We start from the raw sequence: 18911 nt of genomic DNA, 5'->3' as shown, positions 1-18911 counted from the left end.
GGTGCCTCGGTATCGGCGAATCGGAGAGTGCTTCATGGGGTTTTTCCAACCCGACCTGCCCGTGGTCGATATGGCGGAGTGGAGCAAGGGCACTCGCAGCGAGCGGATCCGCCCGATGGCCCGGCACTGGGCCGAGGTGGGGTTCGGGACGCCTGTCGTGCTGCACCTGTTCTACGTCGGCAAGATCTGTCTCTACATCCTCGGTGGCTGGCTGATCGCCCTGTGCACCAAGGGGATCGATGGATTCACCGGTGTCGGTGACTGGTGGTCCGAGCCGATCGTCTTCGAAAAGGTGGTGCTGTACACGCTGCTGTTCGAGGTGGTCGGGCTCGGTTGCGGCTTCGGTCCGCTGAACAATAGGTACTCTCCGCCGCTGGGATCGATACTGTATTGGTTGCGGCCCAGGACCATTCGGCTTCCGCCGTGGCCGTCGGTGGTTCCGTTGACCAAAGGGACCGGCCGCACTCCGGTGGACATCGTGCTGTATGCGGCATTGCTGGTGATGACCGCGGTCGCATTGTTCTCCGACGGCACCGGTCCGGTACCGGAGTTGGATACGGCCGTCGGACTGCTGCCGGTGTGGCAGATCGCGGCGATTCTCGGTCTGTTGGCAGTGATCGGGCTGCGCGATAAGGTGATTTTCCTGGCGGCGCGGGGCGAGGTCTATGCGACGCTGGCGGTCACCTTTCTCTTCGCCGCCGATATGGTCGTCGCGGCGAAGTTGGTCTTCGTGGTGATCTGGATGGGTGCGGCGACCTCGAAGCTGAACAAGCACTTTCCGTTCGTGGTCTCGACAATGATGTCGAACAGTCCGGTATTCCGGCGAAAGTCGCTCAAGCGCAAGTTCTTCGAGAATTTTCCCGATGATCTGCGGCCCGGACGGTTGTCGCGCATCTTCGCCCACGGCGGCACGGCCGTCGAGATGGGCATTCCGTTGGTGCTGTTCTTCTCCCATGGTGGCTGGTTGACCGCGGTCGCCGCAATCGTGATGGTGTGCTTCCACCTGACGATCCTGACGGCGATTCCGATGGGTGTGCCGCTGGAGTGGAATGTCTTCATGATCTTCGGCGTGCTGGTGTTATTCGTCGCGCACGCCGATCTCGGTCTCGGCAGTCTGCAGCACCCGGTGCCGGTGCTGCTGCTGTTCCTCGTAATCGCTGGCATCGTGGTCGCCGGAAACCTTTTCCCACACCAGATTTCGTTCCTGCCCGGTATGCGGTACTACGCGGGCAACTGGGATACCACGATGTGGTGCATCAAACCCTCGGCCGCCGAGAAGATCAACAAGGGCATTGTCGCGATCGCCAGCATGCCGCAGGCCCAATTGGAACGGTTCTACGGCAAGGACCGAGCGGCGATCCCGATATTCATGGGCTACGCCTTCCGCGCCATGAACACCCACGGCCGAGCCCTGTTCACCCTGGTCCACCGCGCTATGCCAGCGGGCCGCGAGGACGAATACACCATCACCGACGGCGAACGCATCTGCAGCACCGCGGTCGGCTGGAACTTCGGTGACGGCCATATGCACAACGAACAACTCATCGCCGCCATGCACGAACGCTGCCACTTCGCCCCCGGCGAAGTCCGCGTTGTCCTCCTCGACGCCCAACCCATCCACAAACAAACCCAGTCCTACCGCCTCGTCGACGCCGCCACCGGCGAATTCGAGCGCGGCACAGTGCATGTCGCCGATATGGTGACCCGCCAACCTTGGGCCGACGACGTCCCCGTCCACGTCCTGGAGGGCTCCGATGAGCCGTGAGCCGCTGGTTCTGTTGCACGGGGTGACGATGTCCGGGCAGGTGTGGGATCCGTTGCTACCGGCGCTGTCCGAGCGGTATCGAGTGGCCGCGCCGACGGCACGGCACAGCCGGGCACCTTCGATGGGTGGCGTCGGTGCGTCGCGCTCGCACATCCGCGACTGGGCGGTGACACGATTGGCGCCCGTCCGTGGCATTGTGGGCGGCGCATATATGTTCGCAGGTGCCGGTCGACGAGAGAGGGCGAGGTGCGATGCACTGGGATCAGATGAGTGCCACGCCCGATGATCTGCTCGAGCGGGCGACGCGGGGGCGGCGCAGTGTCGGGCAGCTCGGGGTGCTCGCATCGATTATCGAGGCGGCGGACGGTCCGTGGCTCGGTGCGCTGGATGCCGATGGGCGGGGTGCGGCGGAGCTGCGGATGCATCTGGCTGGGCGCTATCGGCTCACGGCGGTGGTGACCAGTGCCGGGAAGTTCGACCTCGTGCAGCTGAACTCCACGCAGGGCGGGGAGCGGGTGCTTTCGTCGAAGCCTTCGGTCCGCCGCGGTTGGGATTCCGATGAGCCCATGCCGAAGCAGCCCGAGTGGCTCGATTATGTCGTGGAATGGGTCGGGATCGCGAGTTCGGAGGTCGACCGTCACGCGGTCGTGGAGTGGCGGCTGCAGGGTGCCGACCGGAAGTTGGCGGCGATGCACGATACGGTCGAGAATCTGCGCGCCAGCCTGCGGGAACGCGAACAGCTGCGCGATGAACTGGCCGCCGAGGTCGCGGCATTGCGCACCGAGCTGGAAGCTCTCACCAGGGGTGGATGAGCGTCATTTCTTCCTGGCGCGATAGGCGGCGACGGCATTGCGGTTGCCGCATGCGGTGCTGCAGTAGCGACGGGATCGGTTGCGGGACAGGTCCAACACGATGCCGTCGCAGTCGTCATCGGCGCAGCGGGACAGGCGGCTGAGCTCGTCGGAGCGGATCACATCGATCATGGCCGTCGCGGTCTCGACGGCAATGCGGACCGGCAGCGCGGCCTCCAGGGGCACCGCGTGGATGTGGTAGTCGACATCGCCGTGCCGGACCAGCTGCGGCAGGGCTCGATGCTGCGCCAGGGTCTCGTTGATCAGCCGCACTGTCGTATCGCGATCGCTGGTCAGCATCCGGCGTAGGGGCGCGCGGATGGCGCGTACCGCAGCCAGCTCCGTGGCATCGCGGGAGTGCACGCCGGCGTAGGCGTGTTTGACGAAAAACTCGGTGAGCTGGTCGATTTCGGTCAGCGTATCCGGTGCCTCCGCCGAATTCACCAGCTCGACCGCGGCGACCAGCGACGCTTCGGTGTCATGAGCAAAGACCATATTGACATATTACGCGACCGATCTTAGCGTCATTAGCCATGGCGACGATGACTCATGACAGAGCCGGGCGGCGGCTGAGATCCGGACTGATTCTCGCGGTGCTGTCCGCATCCTCGTTCGGGCTGTCCGGACCGCTGGCCCGGGGCTTGATGAACGCGGGCTGGAGTTCGGCGGCGGTGGTGGCGGTGCGGGTGCTGGTCGCCGCCGCGGTACTGTTGCCGTTCGCGGTGTTGCGGCTGCGCGGTGACTGGGAGCTGTTGCGCCGCAACGCATCCCTGATCATCGCGTATGGCATGCTCGCCGTGGCCGGTACCCAGCTGGCCTATTTCAATGCCGTGGCGCGTATGCAGGTCGGGGTGGCACTGCTCATCGAATACACCGCGCCGGTTGCCGTGGTGGGTTGGCTGTGGCTGCGTCATCGCCAACGTCCCGGTACCACAACGGTTTTCGGCGCACTGCTGGGGATGGCCGGCTTGGTGCTCGTCATCGATCTGCGCTCGGGTCTGAGTGCCAGTGGGGTGGGTGTGGTGTGGGCGCTGGCCGCGATGGTCGGGGCCGCTGCCTATTTCGTGCTCTCCGCCCATGGCGATGGCACGCTACCGGGCACGGTGCTCGCGGCCGGTGGTCTGCTCGTCGGCGGACTCGCCCTGCTGGCAGCGGGCGCGGTCGGCATCGTCCCCCTGCACGCCAGCACCGATCCCGTTGTCTTCCAAGACTTCACCGTCTCATGGTGGCTGCCGGTGCTGGCGCTGGGCACGGTATGCGCAGCCATCGCCTATGTCACCGGAATCGCCGCCACCCGCCTGCTCGGCTCCCGCCTGGCCTCGTTCGTCGCCCTGTTCGAAGTCCTTGCCGCGCTGGCCTTCGCCTGGACCCTGCTCGGCGAGGCTCCTCGTCCCGTCCAGTTGCTGGGCGGTGCGCTCATCCTCATCGGAGTCGTCATCGTCCGCCAGGGGGAGGCCGATCCCGATACCGCGGTAATCGATAGGTGAACGCCCCCGGCGGGCATCCGCCGAGGGCGATACGGAACTACTGAGCGGCGCTCTGGCGCTTCGGCAGCTTCCAACCCGCCCGCGGGAAGTGGCAGGTGTAGCCGTCCGGGTAGCGCTCCAGGTAATCCTGGTGCTCGGGCTCGGCCTCCCAGAACGCACTTGCCGGGGTTACCTCGGTGACCACCGGGCCCGGCCACAGCCCCGATACGTCGACATCGGCAATGGTGTCCAGCGCGATCCGCTTCTGCTCGTCATCGAGGTAGAAGATCGCCGAACGGTAGCTGGTACCGATATCGTTGCCCTGGCGGTCCTTCGTCGTCGGATCGTGGATCTGGAAGAAGAACTCCAGCAGCGCCCGGTAGTCGGTCAGTGCCGGGTCGTAGACGATTTCGATGGCCTCGGCATGCCCCGGGTGATTGCGATAGGTCGGGCGATCGTTGCGCCCGCCGGTGTAGCCGACGCGCGTGGACAGCACTCCCGGCTGCCTACGAATCAGATCCTGCATGCCCCAGAAGCATCCGCCCGCGAGAATCGCCTTCCGCGTGTCGCTCACGCGTCCTCCTTCGTGAAAAGAGTTCGGTACTGCCCATAACCTTCCGCCTCGAGATCGTCGAGGTGGATGAACCGCAGCGCCGCCGAATTGATGCAGTAGCGCAGCCCGCCCGCCGCACGTGGCCCATCGGTGAACACATGCCCGAGATGGCTGTCACCGTGCGCCGAACGCACCTCGGTGCGGATCATCAGATGACTGAGGTCCCGCTTCTCGACCACATTCTCGGTATCGATCGGCTTGGTGAAACTCGGCCACCCGCTGCCACTGTCGAACTTGTCGACCGAGGCGAACAACGGCTCACCGGACACCACATCCACGTAGATACCCGGCTCGTGATTGTCCCAGTATTCGCCGGTGAATGCCCGCTCGGTCCCGTTCGCCTGCGTGACCTGGTACTGCTCAGGCGACAGCGCGGCGATCGCCGCAGGATTCCGGTTGTATTCCCGTGCCACATGACCTCCTCATATCGGCCCCACGTACAACCGGCGTCGAGGCTCGGAAAGTCCTCGCCCGGCCGCGCGTCACACTTTGGTCATAAATCCGGCCGTGAGCGGTTCGAACTGCCATTTTCCGCGGTGGACACAGTCAACACCGATCCCGCCCGGCTTTCTGCCACGGTTCGCGACGATGCGGCGCAGGACGTCGTCGTCATGAAGTCACCTGTGATCCAGCACGGTCTGCGTATGGCCGATGCCCGACGTCGCGGTCAGCGCGAATTGGTTCGCGGCTCAGGGACCACGACGGCAGTCCACCAGGCCAGTTCCCGCGAGGCGGCTCACCCGCTCATCGCGAACGCGGCAAGGTTCGAGCTGTCCTCGTAATACCGCAGCATCACGCTGCGAGCCTGCACTCGATCGGCGCAGCTGAGCTGACGAGCTCATTCAGTTCGTCGGGTTCCAATCGCTTTCGGCATGTATCCGCGCGGACCGATTTGTCCGCACGCGCTTTGGCCAAGCGAAGGAGCTTGTAGCACGCACAAGCGATATCGACTTCGGTCTAGGTCGCCTCGGTGTCCTCGATCGCAACCTGGACGACGACGGTGAGCGCGTGTGCATGGCAGGGGCTGATTCAGTAGGGCCCCCTTCCCGCAAGGAGTTTCGCCGCTGGGGAGAGGTTCTTGTGCGGGATGGCATCAGAACTGCCGGAATTGGTGGCTCGGTGCGAACGATCCAAGGCTGTATCCGGCACTGTTTCGGTGGTGAGACCTCTTCAGGCTGAGAGCGTGTTTGTGAGCGGTGGGGTTACTCGCAGTCTCTGGCGAGACGGCGGGTCATGGTGAAGATCATCGCGAGCAGGACCATGGCTTCGTGGTGGTCGGGTCTGGTCTCGTAGTCGAGGACGCAGCGGCGGTGTTTGGTGATCCAGGCGTAGGTACGTTCGACGACCCAGCGACGCGGCAGGACGGTGAACCCGCTGGCATCGTCGCACCGCTTCACGATCTGAACAGTCAGTGCCAGAACATGTTTCGCCCACACGACCAGACGTCCGGTGTAGCCGCCGTCGGCCCAGACGAAGGTGATCGTGGAGAATTTCGCCCGCATCACAGCCAGCAGACGCACCGCGCTGTCGCGGTCCTGGATCGAGGCCACGGTGACCACGACGGTCAGCAGCAGCCCCAGGCTGTCCACCGCGATGTGACGTTTGCGGCCGTTGGTCTTCTTCCCCGCGTCGTAGCCCCGACTGTACGCGGGCACGGTGTCGCTGCCCTGAATCGACTGGGAGTCGATGATCGCCGCGGTCGGCTGCGGTGCACGTCCAGCGCGGACCCGGACCCGGTCACGCAGGGCATCGTGCACGACCTGCCACGCTCCGATAGCCGACCAGCGCCGGAAGATGGTGTACACGGTCATCGCGGGCGGGAAGTCCCGGGGCAGCTGCCGCCACGCGATACCACCTCGGACCACATAGAAGATCGCATCGACAATCACACGGCGGCAATACTTTTCGTGCCTGCCGCCCTTGCCTGCCCGGTTGCCGGGCGGCGGCAACAGGTCCACCACGATCGCCCACTCGGCGTCGGTCAACGACGAGGACGGGTACACCCTGCACCGATGGGCCGGGCTGTCACCGTGGGTCGGGCACGACGGGCACACGGCGATAGGCGATGATGACAAGCGAACTCCTGGTGCAGCAATCGATCTCAGCAATCACTGCTCTACCAGGAGTTCACCTATCTCCCAGCCGTCACACGCTGGACGCGGCGGATTGCCGCACGATACGTCGACAGCGTGATGTCGTCTCGCGGAGTGTTCCCGGGCAAATGAGGTGACAGCGCCGCTGTTGCCCGGTGAAATGATCGGATGATGAACGCACCCGACGCCCGCGGGATACTCGAACTGCTGCGCGCGCACTCCGTCAGGGCGTGGGTACAAGGCGGTTGGGGGATCGATGCCCTTCTCGGACAGCAGACTCGAACGCACAAGGATCTCGACCTCCTGCTCGTCGACACCGAGTTGGACATCGCCCTCGACATGCTCGCCGAACGCGGCTTTCTCCTTGCTTACGAATGGGAGGAGAACCTCACCCTGGACGACGGCCGCCCCACTGCGTTCGTCCTGCGTGACGACGACGGTCGCGAGATCGATATCCACGTCGCCCGCATCAACGACGACGGCTCGGGGACCCCACTCTGGGACGGGGACCAACAGTTGACCCCGGAAGCGCTGTCGGGGTCAGGAACGATCGACGGCCTCGACGTCCAATGTTATTCACCGCACATGCAGCTAACGGCGCACTCAAGCTACCAACTGCCGACACACCAGATCGCCGATATCCAGGCCATCCGAAACACCTTCGACCTCTGAACACTCGCAACCAGACCTACACCAGCCCGCTCACAAACACGCTCTGAGAGTTATTCGCTGCCAGAAGGTTCGAATCCGCCTCGTCTCGGCTTCGTCATCCGGCAGTCTCGCCTGCCTCCTTGGCCAGCGCGATGCCGAGAGCTCGGATCTGCTGCTGCACCCTGGGGCCTGCCTCTTCGTACGCCTTGGCCGCCGCGAGCCGTTCCTCCTCGCTGTTGTACATCCAGCCGGAGATGACAGCTGTACCGCCATCGCAGTATGCCGACCTACCCAAGACATGTCGAACCCTCTCGCGCACTACCTCATTGGGCGTTCCGCGGACTTCCAGGTCCGGATCCAGTAGCGGCGAAATATTCCTGAGCAACCTCCACAGCACCCCATTTGGTGCGACCAGAAATGCACCGAGATTGAGATTGATCATCTAATACCTCCTCTGTTGAATGGCGCAGCTATCTAGATATCAGTGCCATTCGCAGTCGCGACATGTAGCGTGACGTACGGCTGGTATACATACCGATAGCGAGTACCAAATGGGCCGTGCACGAGAAGAGGATCAGCACCCAGGGTGTATCGCTCAATACTATGTCGGGGTGGACTATCCACGGAAAAGCATTTGGTTCACGCAAATTGAACGTGTGGATCTTAGCACCACCTTGAACCAATGCGGCATACGCCACGACCGCAATCGAATTGGCGACGGCCCAGGCGATCATTGCGGCGGTGATCAGCGAAGATCGCGCCGCGTTGCCGCCGACGAACCGAGACACGACCCACGCCGAGATGATGGCCGGTGTGCCAAAGATAATAACCGACCAGGGGTTGGGGCCAGTAATCTTGCTGAGGACTGTGTCGTGAATTCTGCTGATCGCCCAGGCCATGCCCGCGATGTAAAGAGATAGCAGCGTAACAATTGCGATGTTACCTGGTGGACGTTCTCGAAACTCCAACTTCGCTACTGGGACGATGAACCCATAGCGGACGGTGTCATACCGGAGTGTGAGCGAGCTGATTTGACGAGCGTAGACATGGACAAAATTCGATCCAAGACCATTTGATATCAGCATCGGGGACGCGCCTTTACTGGTAACTCCCAGCCTGACGCTGCCATTGACGTCGTTCGAAATAATGGCGAGGGCAATGCAGCAGCGCTCGATTCCGCGCTTCCATCCGCCGGTGCTGCCGCGGTGTCGGTCACGCTTTTCGAGGGCAACTAATGTTTCCCGATAGGTGCGACGTTTGCCATTGCGCGCGACCTTCATTTTATCTTTGATGTCCGCCGAGTTGACGAGCGCCAACTTGACGTTGTACAAGTACATTCCGGGTGGGGCCGACAGGTCCAAGTGGTAGCTCTGTGCCTCCAGCGCGAGCGGCATTACCAAGATGAGGTTGCGATGTTGCAGGCCGAGCCGTGTCCGCAGCCGCTCGTACACATTGGAAGTGCGGTCGTGGGCGATAATTCTGTGCTCGACCACGAGATGCTGCCATTCCGATCCGCTGTCGTCGGGTGCGATAACCCAAATGACCCAGTCCTCGCAGAGCTCTTCCACCAGGCGAATGAATTGGTCAATTTCCTGAGAGGTCGCTTTCTTGCTTTGCGTCATCTGTTCTTGCAGTGCGTCGAGATAGTGGTGCAGTCGGAACTGGGACCCGCGGTCCGAGTCGCTGCTCCTATACTTCGGATATTCCGAGATCACCGCACTGAGAATACTGAGCCAAACCGTATCATTCGTATCGATGGTATTGCCGACCAGTGCGGTCAACTTCCGGGTGAGCGCATAGGCGACCAGACCCTGCCCGCTGTCGAATGGAAGGGCGGACGTCCGCTTGTCTCCGAACTTGAAAACCAGATCGTTGACCGGTGCCCCCTTGCGTAATCTCACCGCCGGGATGATTCGCTCGTTGCCTTTCAAGGTCGATGGCAACTCGACGCGCTTCAGAATCTTGTGTCTGTAGTAGTCGCCGTTCTCCATCTCGATGGCATGACCGACGCGGCGGTTGAAAGAATGTGGCGATACGAGGTGATCGATTGCGGAGGAAAGCGCTTTGTCGGGTAGTTTGGCGGCAGTCGTAAGGTAGGTGTGGATTTTTCGCTTACCCTGGCACTCTGTTGGCAGCATGATGCCCCACTGGCCGAAGAAGCGAGCTTCGCGGCCATAGAATTTCCGTGCCCACCGTCGAACCGAACGCTCATCGGCAAGAATACGAATGATCGCTCCGACCAATGCTGCGGCAGTCAGCGTCCAAACATATCTGGCATAGGAAGAGTGTGCTTCGAAAAGTGCGGGGAAGAGGAGTAGATAAATGAATATCTGCGGAACAGTAACCGCGAGTATCACCAGGCTCGCCTGTTCGAGCAGATGAGTAATGCGGCGCGGCCAGATGCCGGCCGATACGCCGCCGACGGGATCGGTACCCAATCGAGGCTCACGTGGCCTATCGAATGACTCGAATGGCAGAGCGCTGCCGACGGGTGGCGTTGCTGCAGTTGGAATCGCTGTTGTTCTATTGTTCATGCATAACCCGGCTGGGACACCACGTGATCGCTGTGCCGACAAAGTCGCCCGTAGCGGGCATATCGCGATGCCACCACGGCGATGCCGCAACCGGGCCTCCTCCCATATGCCGTTCACGTTGCGCCGTCCCGATCCGGCGGGCCTTGACTTTGCTGCCGCTCGACAGGACCTTCACTGTACTTGGATCCATGGCGACACGCGCAGCGCACGATGAAGAATCTATATATCGTTAACGTATAAGAATTCCGACTAGTAGGTAATGTCTTACTTCGCAAATTCGGGATATCCGATACTTTCTATAACTAACCTGTGAAAATTACGCGCCTCGGCGATCTCCGTCTCGATCCGATACACGGCCGCGATTCCCTGTTCCAGCGTATGCGGCCCGGTGCGAAGCGATCACCCTCGGCCGTACGCGCGAAGCCGCCTTGATCGAAGAACGCCCAGTTGACCAGTCGTCTGCAGCCGAACAGGTTCCCGGCATAGGGTTCACTCATGACGAGCAACCCGTTCTTCGAGCGCAGTGCGCTGCCGTATGAACTGCCGACGTTCGCCGAGATCGGTGAGCAGCACTATCTGCCCGCGTTCGAACGGGGGATGGCGGAGCAATTGGCCGAGGTGGCCGCCGTCACCTCGGTCGATGCGGCGCCGACATTCGCAAATACGATTGTGGCACTGGAACGTTCGGGGGCAGTGCTGACTCGGGTGTCCAATGTGTTCTTCAATATCGTCGGCTCCGATTCCACGGCAGGGACCGATGCGATCGAGGCCGAGGTGTCGCCGCGCTTGGCGGCGCATTGGGATGCGATCTATCTCGACCCCGCGCTGTTCGGGCGCGTCGATGACCTCTATCAACGCAAGGACGAGCTGGAACTGGATCCCGAACAGGCGCGACTGTTGGAGCGATACCACATTCGGTTCGTGCGGGCGGGGGCCCGCCTGGATGCGGCGGGACAGGCGCGGCTGCGTGAGCTGAATGCGGAACTTGCCACGGCGGCAACGGAATTCGGTCAGAACGTGCTTTCGGCCACCAATGATGCGACGGTGCTGGTCGAGCGCGCCGAGGAGCTGGCGGGGCTGGGACCGGCGGCGGTCGCGGCGGCCGCCGAAAATGCGCGGTCGCTGGGGCAGGGCGGAGTGTGGGCGCTGCGTCTGCAGAACGTTTCCAATCAACCCGTTTTGGCCGAGTTGGCCGATCGGGAGGTGCGGCGGCGGGTGATGGCGGCTTCGCTGGGGCGTGGGCTGGACGACAACGGCCCGCTCGCGGTGCGGATGGCAGCGCTGCGGGCCGAGCGGGCGGCATTGCTCGGGTATTCCGATCACGCGGCGTATGTGGTGGCGGATCAGACCGCGAAAACCGCTGCGGCGGTGGAGGAGATGCTGGGGCGTTTGGTGTCGCCCGCGGTGGCCAATGCCGAGCGGGAGGCGGCCGAACTCGCGGAGACGATGCGGGCCAGCGGCGACGATGGTGAGCTCGAATCTTGGGATTGGCAGTTCTGGTCGGAAAAGGTTCGGGCCGAGCGGTTTTCGGTGGACGGGGAGGCATTGCGTCCCTATTTCGAGCTCGAGCGGGTCTTGCGCGATGGCGTATTCTTCGCCGCCGAGCAGGTGTACGGGATCACCTTGCGTGAGCGTGCGGATCTGGTCGGGTACCACCCGGAGGTCCGGATCTTCGAGGTGTTCGATGCGGACGGCACCGCGCTCGGGCTGTTCCTCGCCGACTTCTTCGCCCGCCCGTCCAAGCGCGGTGGGGCATGGATGAACGAATTGGTCAGTCAGTCAAGGCTTTTGGGGACGCAGCCGGTGGTGGTCAACAACCTCAATATCGTCAAGCCACCCGCGGGTGAACCCGCGCTGCTCACCTGGGACAACGTCCGGACACTCTTCCATGAGTTCGGGCATGCGCTGCACGGTCTGTTCTCGAATGTGGGATACCCGTTCTTCGCCGGAACCGCAGTGCCGCGAGATTTCGTCGAATTCCCCTCGCAGGTGAACGAGATGTGGATGTCGCGATCGGAGGTGCTGGCCAACTACGCCAGGCATATCGAAACCGGCGATCCGATGCCCGCCGAACTCGTCGAACGCTTGGAGGCCGCGGAGCGATTCGGCAAAGGCTTCAAAACCGTCGAATACCTCGGCGCGACGCTGCTGGACTGGGCCTGGCACCGCATACCCGCACCCGAGGCACTGGCCGGAACCGATGCCGAGACCTTCGAGGAGCAGGCACTGCGCAAGGTAGGGCTGGCCATCGATGCGATCCCACCGCGATACCGCACCGGATTCTTCCAGCACATCTTCTCCGGCGGCTACGCCGCGGGCTACTACTCCTATATCTGGAGCGAGGTCCTCGACGCCGACACCGTCGAATGGTTCAACGAAGGCGATGCATCGATCCGCGAGAAGGGCGAACTGTTCCGCCGTGAACTGCTCTCCCGTGGTGGCTCGGTGGACCCCATCGAGGCCTTCGAATCCTTCCGCGGCCGCGCCCCGGAAATCGCCCCTCTCCTCATCCGCCGCGGCCTGGTCAACTGACGCCACCAGGCGAATATCAACGCGGCGTGCGGAATCCTGGCGCTGGAACCGGCTGTGCTGCAGTCGGTTCCAGCACCAGTCGGCTATCCGAACAAGCCGCCGAGGACACCGCCGCTCTGACCGGCCTCCTGGCCGCCGCCGGTGCCGCCGATGAGACCGCCTGGGGGCAGTTCGGAGGGCTGGACGATGACGAAGCCGCGACCGGAGAAGGACAGGGTCAGGCCCTCGCCGGTGCTGCGGCCGATGAGGCGGCCGAGGCCGAAGGAGTCGTTGCGTTTGATGCCGGTGGACAGGCTCGACGACCAGGCGACGGCGGCTTGCGGGTCGGCGTAGGTGGGCTGGTCGACATTGAGGACGACCGGCGAGCCGTGGGTGGTGATGGCGATGCGCCCGCGCCCGGTGAAGACGCAGTTGAAGAAGCCCGCGTTGCTGGCGAAACCGGCTGCGCCCTGGACCCTTTGGATGTTGTAGGACAGCGATGTATCGAAGGCGAGCACATTCGCGCCATTGATGGTCAGACCGTCGGTGCCGTCGAGGTCGACGGTGTGCACATCGGCGGCGGCATTGGCGAGGAACAGATCGCCGCGGCCGGAGACCTGCATCAGCGGGACACCCTCGCCGCTGAGGCGCTGTTGGATGGCGCGGCCGATGCCGCCCGAGCCGAGCGCCTTGAAGTGCAGATCCCCCTGGTAGGCGACCATAGACCCGGCCCGCGCCATGGTCTCCCCATTGACGGCGACCTTGATCATCTTGCCGCCCTGCTTCTGGATGCCGATGCCGTTCACTTCGGCGTGGGTCGGATTGAACAGTTCGCTCTGCATCGGCAGCGCTCCTTGCTGGGGTGAAGACATCGGTGGGGGCGGCGGCACCGCGGCGGGCGGGGAATAGGCGGGCGGCGCGGAATACCCGGCCACGGGCTGAGCCGGAGCAGGGGGCGGCATTGTGGGAGCGGGCGACGTCTCGGGTTCATCGTCGATATTCACACCGAACGCCGTCGCGATCCCGGCCAGCCCATTGTCATAGCCCTGCCCGACCGCGCGCACCTTCCAGGCACCGCCGCGCCGGTAGATCTCCACGCAAACCACGGCGGTCTCGGTGCTGAGCCCGGTCATCGGAAAGGTCAGTGTCCCAGTAGCGGATCCGATCGTTGCGGTCAGCGAACTCGCGCCCGCGAAGGTCGGCGGGCCACTACCGTCGAGGCTGGCCGTGACCACGACCTTGTCGACATTTGCGGGCAGCGCGGAGGTCACCACATCCACCATGTCGCCCGCGCCGCGCCCGTGTCGGTAGGTGACACCGGGTCCGACCGGCTGATTGAAGAAGACGAAGTCGGCATCGGAGCGGACCCGCCCGTCGGCCCCGAGCAGCAGCGCCGACACATCGACCGGTGCGGCACAGGTGACGGTCACGGTCATCCGATCGCCGGGCGCGGGTCGATTCTCCCCGCGAGCGAGTGCGGTCACGGCGGACCGCCCAGGTCGATATGTCCGAGTGGCATGCGATTCACGGGATCAAGTGTGTCCCGAGTCCGGTCCGCGCGCCACTATCCCGGGCGCGTTCGGCGATGTCGTGATCACCGCCGCTGCGGTCGGTAGCCCTTCAGGTCCGGCCATGGCGGCCTGCGCAGCACCGCGAGTGTGGCGATGACCGCGGTCAGCAGGCCGATCAGCGCGATTCGCGTCGCATCGACCGCGGGCGTCCACACGACCTGCCCGTCATGAACGACGAATACGCCGACCGGGTACGTGCCGCGCAGTAAACTGCCGGTCCGGGCGACGATGATGACGGTTGCGCCATCGGAAGTCTCGTATGGCTGGCCGAAGACAAGCGCATCATCCTCGACCGCCGGATGTCGACTCAGCGGGTTTCGAAGCATCTATATCCACTCCTCTGCTCTGGAATCGGCTGCTGCACAACCCCTTGGAGTATCGACGTGACGGCGAGACGTGGCAAGCCGCGGCACGACATATGTCCAGCTGTGGGGCTAAGTGTGAGTTCGGATGTGGTACCAAGTTGCGAGATCGAGGGTGAGCGGCGAATGGGTTCGGTGGCGAGGCTTATGCGGTGGTTGGTGCTGGTAGCGGTCGGGGCCGCGCTGATCATCGTGCCGGGGGCGCAGGTCGACCCGGCCCTGCGGTTCGCGCACCAGCGGCTGCACTGGAAGCCTTGCGGTATCGAGGAATTGGACAAAGCGGGGGCCGAATGCGCCGATGTGCTCGTACCGCTGGACTATCTCCGGCCCTACGATCGCACGCTGACGGTGGCGATCTCCCGGGTCAGGGCCACCGATCCGGGCCAGCGCCAAGGGATCCTGCTCGCCAATCCGGGCGGTCCGGGCGCATCGGGTTTGGACAGTGTGGATCTGCTGGGTGACGTGCTTTCACCGCAGGTGCGGGCGCGTTTCGATCTGATCGGCATGGATCCGCGCGGCGTCGGCGAGTCCGGGCGAACTCCGCGCTGCGGGTGGCCCGTCGGCGAAATGATCCATTCGGCGGGTCTGGATCCTGCGGGCTTCGCACGCGAAACCACGCTGGCGGCGAATATGGCCGCCAGCTGTGTTGCCGATGATCCGGTGAAAGTACGCCAGCTCACCACCCGCAATACCGCCCGCGATATGGATATCATCCGAGCCGCCCTGGGCGAACCGAAGATCAGCTACTTCGGCGTCTCCTATGGCACCTATCTCGGCGCGGTCTTCACCCAGATGTTCCCGGAGCGCAGCGACCGGATCGTGCTGGACAGCGCGATCGATCCGGACCGGTATTGGGAAGGCCTCGTTCAGGATTGGGGTGCCTCGGATGAGCGGGCGTTCGATGACTGGTCGAATTGGGTTGCGGGACAGGATGATACGTATCATTTCGGCCCGACCCCGACCGAGGTACGTGCCACCGTGTCGGAGCTCTTGGCCGCGGCGGCACGTCAGCCGATCGTGATCGACGATTTCCCGATCGACGATCATTGGCTGCCATTTCTATTGCACAACATGGTGACCGACTTCCGACGCAACCAAGCACTGGCCGAGACGATTCGGGAGGTCGCGGACGCGGTGGGCGGTCCGCCCGTGGCGGCGCGAGCGCCGCGGCTGCACATCATGCTGCAGGCATTGCGATCCGAGGAGAACTCGGCGCTGGCCCAGATCGCCTGCGGCGATGCCGCGGCGCCAACCGATCCGGCCTGGTACTCGAGAAATATCGAAGCCAGCCGCGCCAGCCAACCGATCTTCGGGGCGTTCGCCAACAATATTCAGCCGTGCGCATACTGGCCGAGACCCGTCGAAGCCGCCACCACCGTTCGGAATTCGGTCCCCGTGCTCATCCTGCAGGCGACCGGAGACGCCAGGACACCGTACGCCCACGGTGTTCGGCTACATCAGGACCTGTCCGGATCTCGCCTGGTCACCCTGCAAGATGTCCGCATCCACATGACATTCCGGCCCGAACTGGGTGCCTGCGTGAACAACGCGATCAATAACTACTACGACACGGGTGTCCTGCCACCCGCCGATATCACCTGCCACGCCGATCGACCAGCCGAATAGGATTCAACCGGGCACCACCGCCCACGAGTGATACGTCGATGCCGCATTCCACAGGAAGAAGCTATTGGTTCCGGCGGCGGCCGCGGCATCGATCTGCGCCTTGACCTCGCCATCGCCGTAATTCACCCCGAGGCTGAAATCCTGCAGCCACGGAACGACCTTGGCCCCGGTGCCTTTGGTCTGCTCGAAGAAGTCGGCTAATGACCGGAACACGATGTCATACGGCTGCGAGTTGGGATTCCCGACACCGTACTCACCCGGATTCCAGTGTGAGGGATAGAGCATCGGCGCCACATAGTCCACGTACCGAGCGATCGACGGAATGTCCTGTGCGATCTCATCCGGCCGGGTCGCGGCGATACCGAATACCGCGGCGCTGAGGTTGGCGCCTCTGTCACGCACCGGATCCCGGCTCTCGTGCAGGAACTCCGCGATCGATGCGCTCGGAGTCTCGGTCAACCCGGGGAACTGCATCTGCGACAGCGGACCGTCCGGTCGCCGGACATAGTCGTACATAATGCCGTCGAATCCGAGCCCGGCCGCCTCGCTCGCGAGATCGATATTGTATTTGCGGATTTCCGGATCGGCGAAGTTGGTGAACGCGATCGCACCGTACTTACTGGCATACGGCTGGCCGGACGGATTCTGGATGACCCAGTCCGGATGTCCTTCGCGCCAAGCCCATCCGGCCATGGTCGGGTCACGGAATGCGACGATCCGGCCGACCACGCGCAGATTCATATCGTGCAGTTGCCGCAGTGCGGCGCGCACATCGTAGATCCCGGCGGCGGCACCGGCTTGCCGCGCCAGCGGCACCTGAGAGTCGTAGCCGATTATGCCGTCCTCGTCCTTGATATCGAGCTGAACGGTGTCGATGCGTCCCTCCCGCGCCATATCCAGCACGGGTTCGCGCAAGCCCGCATAGGCCCATCCGTAGGCGGTCACATGCACGGCTTTGACCCGGGGTGCGTCGACCGAGGTCGTAATGGCCTGCGTCGCCTTATTTCCCGCTGCGTCGACAGCGATCACCTCGCCGCCGACCGGCGCGCGTGGCAGTGTGATCTCGAACGAACCGTCCGCGGCCGGCGTCACCGACTGGGTGCCGACCGACACCCGAATGGCACCGGATTCCTTGCCGCGCAACGTGATCGGCTGACGATAGGATGCGACGTTGCCCGGCTGGGTCAGTTCGAGCTTCGGCGCTTCGGCATCCACGGTGAAGGTCGCGGTGGCCCCCGGACCGGTGCTCAACAGGCCGAGTATGCCTCCGCGCGGGATCTCGGCGGTGAACCTGTGGTCGCCGTCGGTGAGGTGTCCCGGCCGGAATACCACGGTGTCACCGTCAACGGTGCCGGTCACCGCTTTGCCGTCGAGTTCGAGTCGCATGGCGTGGGGGTCGTGGCCGTGCGCGTCCACCCGCAACGCCAGACCGGCCAGTGCGTTCGCGTTCACCACCCCATCCGGTAGTCCGGACAGTGCCAGACCCGTGGGTTCGGCCCGATTGGCGCCGATGATCACGGAGGCGATGAGAATTGATAGAGCCGCGATAATCGCTACTGCGGCCAGCCGCCATCGTCCGGTAATTCGGACCAATTTGTCCAACGCGCACACCAACTTTCATCTATTGCTATCGCCTAACTATCTACCTCGGACAGCGCTGATGGGCGGGCATATTCCGATTCGCAACCGAGATTCCCTGCCGCCGCGTACCGTTCGAACCGTGGTGCGACGCGCGGCTATCGGAGCTCGGGTCGTCCTGTCCGCCTTGATGTTCGCGACCGTCACCGCATGTGGTTCGGTGGCCGACCCCGTCCCCGCAGCGGTCGAAATCGTGTCCGCTCCGGCGACGACACCGATGCCGGACCCGGCTTCGGTCGGTGCCAATGAGCTCGGGCTCGTGCCCATCCTCATGTACCACCAGGTGACACCGGCACCGGCTGGCGAATACGACCAGACGCCGGAGAAGTTCCGCGCCGAACTCGAACGGCTGTATCGCGAGAACTATCGTCCGGTGACCGTCGCCGACTACATCGCCGGTCGCATCAATATCCCCGCGGGCACCCACCCGGTGGTGCTGACCTTCGACGACTCCACCGTCACGCAGCTCCGCTTCGCCGAGGACGGCAAGGTGGCCCCCGATACCGCGATCGGAATTCTCGAGGAGCTCCGCGCGCGCCATCCGGACTTCGCACCCACCGCGACCCTCTATGTCAACAACGACCCGTTCGCCGATGACGGGCGCGCACTGCCCTGGCTGGCCGCGCACGGCTACGAGATCGGCGCCCACACCGCGAACCACGCGAACCTCGCCAGCCTGGACAGCACCAGCGTCCAACGGGAACTGGCCGCGAACGTGCGCGCGATCGAATCCGCGGTGCCCGGCTATCGGGTGCGCACCATGGCATTACCGCTCGGCATCTTCCCGCGCGAGCGCGGACTCGCCACCGCGGGCAGTTGGGACGGCGAGCCCTACACCTTCGATGCGGTGCTGCTGGTCGGCGCCGAGCCTGCGCCGTCCCCATTCGGCCGGGTCGATCCCGCCGGTATCCCGCGCATCCGATCCGGTAGGAATGAGGTCGACTTCGCCGCGGCCTACTGGCTCGATCGGCTCGACCAGCATCCGGACCAGCGTTTCACCTCCGACGGCAACCCGAACAAGATCTCGGTCCCCGAACAGCTTGCCGAGGAACTGAATCCACGCTGGCGCGATCAGCTCAATCCGTATTGACAAACATCGACTAGCCGATTTGGTGCTGGCCGGGCGTCGGTCGTCCGGCAACCGATCACCAGCCCGTCTCGAGCTGCGCGGCCATATGTATATTAGCCACCGCAACGAGTTACAGGGGATCAGCGAGTGGGGGCAGATCG

General features: G+C 63.8%; 16 protein-coding genes. 7 read left to right on the top strand and 9 right to left on the bottom strand.

The genetic code is table 11. The features are described 5' to 3' along the window. Positions 1–34 precede the first annotated feature (34 nt). Positions 35–1765: a DUF3556 domain-containing protein gene (locus tag ABZW16_RS02225; protein WP_354951261.1), complete on the top strand. Its 1731-nt coding sequence runs from the start codon at positions 35–37 to the stop codon at positions 1763–1765. Between the two features lie 266 nt (positions 1766–2031). Continuing rightward, positions 2032–2577 carry a hypothetical protein gene (locus tag ABZW16_RS02220; protein WP_354951259.1) on the top strand — a complete coding sequence of 182 codons (546 nt, stop codon included), beginning with the start codon at positions 2032–2034 and terminating at the stop codon, positions 2575–2577. Positions 2578–2580: 3 nt separating this feature from the next. Here ABZW16_RS02220 and ABZW16_RS02215 read toward each other — a convergent pair whose 3' ends face one another. Beyond that, positions 2581–3111, bottom strand: a complete 531-nt coding sequence (locus tag ABZW16_RS02215) for a CGNR zinc finger domain-containing protein (protein ID WP_354951257.1) — start codon at positions 3109–3111, stop codon at positions 2581–2583. A gap of 38 nt (positions 3112–3149) precedes the next feature. On the opposite strand from ABZW16_RS02215, the gene ABZW16_RS02210 reads away from it, so the two are divergent. Then, on the top strand, positions 3150–4103 hold the full coding sequence (locus tag ABZW16_RS02210) for a DMT family transporter (protein ID WP_354951255.1): 954 nt from the start codon (positions 3150–3152) through the stop codon (positions 4101–4103). 37 nt (positions 4104–4140) lie between these two features. On the opposite strand, the gene msrA is transcribed toward ABZW16_RS02210, so the two are convergent. From msrA to ABZW16_RS02195, 3 genes are all read right to left on the bottom strand, one after another. After that, positions 4141–4656 carry a peptide-methionine (S)-S-oxide reductase MsrA gene (msrA, locus tag ABZW16_RS02205; RefSeq protein ID WP_354951254.1) on the bottom strand — a complete coding sequence of 172 codons (516 nt, stop codon included), beginning with the start codon at positions 4654–4656 and terminating at the stop codon, positions 4141–4143. Beyond that, positions 4653–5108 (bottom strand): peptide-methionine (R)-S-oxide reductase MsrB, encoded by a 456-nt coding sequence (gene msrB, locus ABZW16_RS02200; protein ID WP_354951252.1) that lies wholly within the window; start codon positions 5106–5108, stop codon positions 4653–4655. Before msrB ends, msrA begins: the two co-directional genes overlap by 4 nt. A 789-nt stretch (positions 5109–5897) precedes the next feature. Next, positions 5898–6680: an IS5 family transposase gene (locus tag ABZW16_RS02195; protein WP_354951250.1), complete on the bottom strand. Its 783-nt coding sequence runs from the start codon at positions 6678–6680 to the stop codon at positions 5898–5900. A gap of 279 nt (positions 6681–6959) precedes the next feature. On the opposite strand from ABZW16_RS02195, the gene ABZW16_RS02190 reads away from it, so the two are divergent. Further along, the gene (locus tag ABZW16_RS02190) at positions 6960–7460 is read left to right on the top strand and encodes a hypothetical protein (protein ID WP_354951248.1); all 501 of its coding nucleotides are present in this window, start codon (positions 6960–6962) and stop codon (positions 7458–7460) included. A gap of 94 nt (positions 7461–7554) precedes the next feature. Here ABZW16_RS02190 and ABZW16_RS02185 read toward each other — a convergent pair whose 3' ends face one another. Next, the gene (locus tag ABZW16_RS02185; RefSeq protein ID WP_354951247.1) at positions 7555–7881 is read right to left on the bottom strand and encodes a hypothetical protein; all 327 of its coding nucleotides are present in this window, start codon (positions 7879–7881) and stop codon (positions 7555–7557) included. Positions 7882–7909: 28 nt separating this feature from the next. Further along, positions 7910–9877, bottom strand: a complete 1968-nt coding sequence (locus ABZW16_RS02180) for a hypothetical protein (RefSeq protein WP_354951245.1) — start codon at positions 9875–9877, stop codon at positions 7910–7912. Positions 9878–10468: 591 nt separating this feature from the next. On the opposite strand from ABZW16_RS02180, the gene ABZW16_RS02175 reads away from it, so the two are divergent. Continuing rightward, positions 10469–12505, top strand: a complete 2037-nt coding sequence (locus ABZW16_RS02175; RefSeq protein ID WP_354951243.1) for a M3 family metallopeptidase — start codon at positions 10469–10471, stop codon at positions 12503–12505. 83 nt (positions 12506–12588) lie between these two features. Here the strand turns inward: ABZW16_RS02175 and ABZW16_RS02170 are convergent, their stop codons facing one another. Beyond that, positions 12589–13968 (bottom strand): AIM24 family protein, encoded by a 1380-nt coding sequence (locus ABZW16_RS02170; RefSeq protein ID WP_354951241.1) that lies wholly within the window; start codon positions 13966–13968, stop codon positions 12589–12591. 110 nt (positions 13969–14078) lie between these two features. Then, on the bottom strand, positions 14079–14381 hold the full coding sequence (locus tag ABZW16_RS02165; RefSeq protein ID WP_354951239.1) for a hypothetical protein: 303 nt from the start codon (positions 14379–14381) through the stop codon (positions 14079–14081). Positions 14382–14564: 183 nt separating this feature from the next. Here ABZW16_RS02165 and ABZW16_RS02160 point away from each other — a divergent pair, with 183 nt between their 5' ends. Next, on the top strand, positions 14565–16043 hold the full coding sequence (locus ABZW16_RS02160; RefSeq protein WP_354951237.1) for an alpha/beta fold hydrolase: 1479 nt from the start codon (positions 14565–14567) through the stop codon (positions 16041–16043). 3 nt (positions 16044–16046) lie between these two features. Here the strand turns inward: ABZW16_RS02160 and ABZW16_RS02155 are convergent, their stop codons facing one another. Continuing rightward, positions 16047–17645, bottom strand: a complete 1599-nt coding sequence (locus ABZW16_RS02155; protein ID WP_354951235.1) for a putative glycoside hydrolase — start codon at positions 17643–17645, stop codon at positions 16047–16049. A 118-nt stretch (positions 17646–17763) separates the two neighbouring features. Between ABZW16_RS02155 and ABZW16_RS02150 the strand changes: the two genes are divergently transcribed. Next, on the top strand, positions 17764–18771 hold the full coding sequence (locus ABZW16_RS02150) for a polysaccharide deacetylase family protein (RefSeq protein WP_354951233.1): 1008 nt from the start codon (positions 17764–17766) through the stop codon (positions 18769–18771). Positions 18772–18911 lie beyond the last annotated feature (140 nt).

It is taken from the genome of Nocardia sp. NPDC004604, assembly GCF_040609795.1.
Taxonomy (GTDB): Bacteria; Actinomycetota; Actinomycetes; order Mycobacteriales; family Mycobacteriaceae; genus Nocardia.
This window is presented reverse-complemented; position numbering and strand designations above follow the sequence as displayed.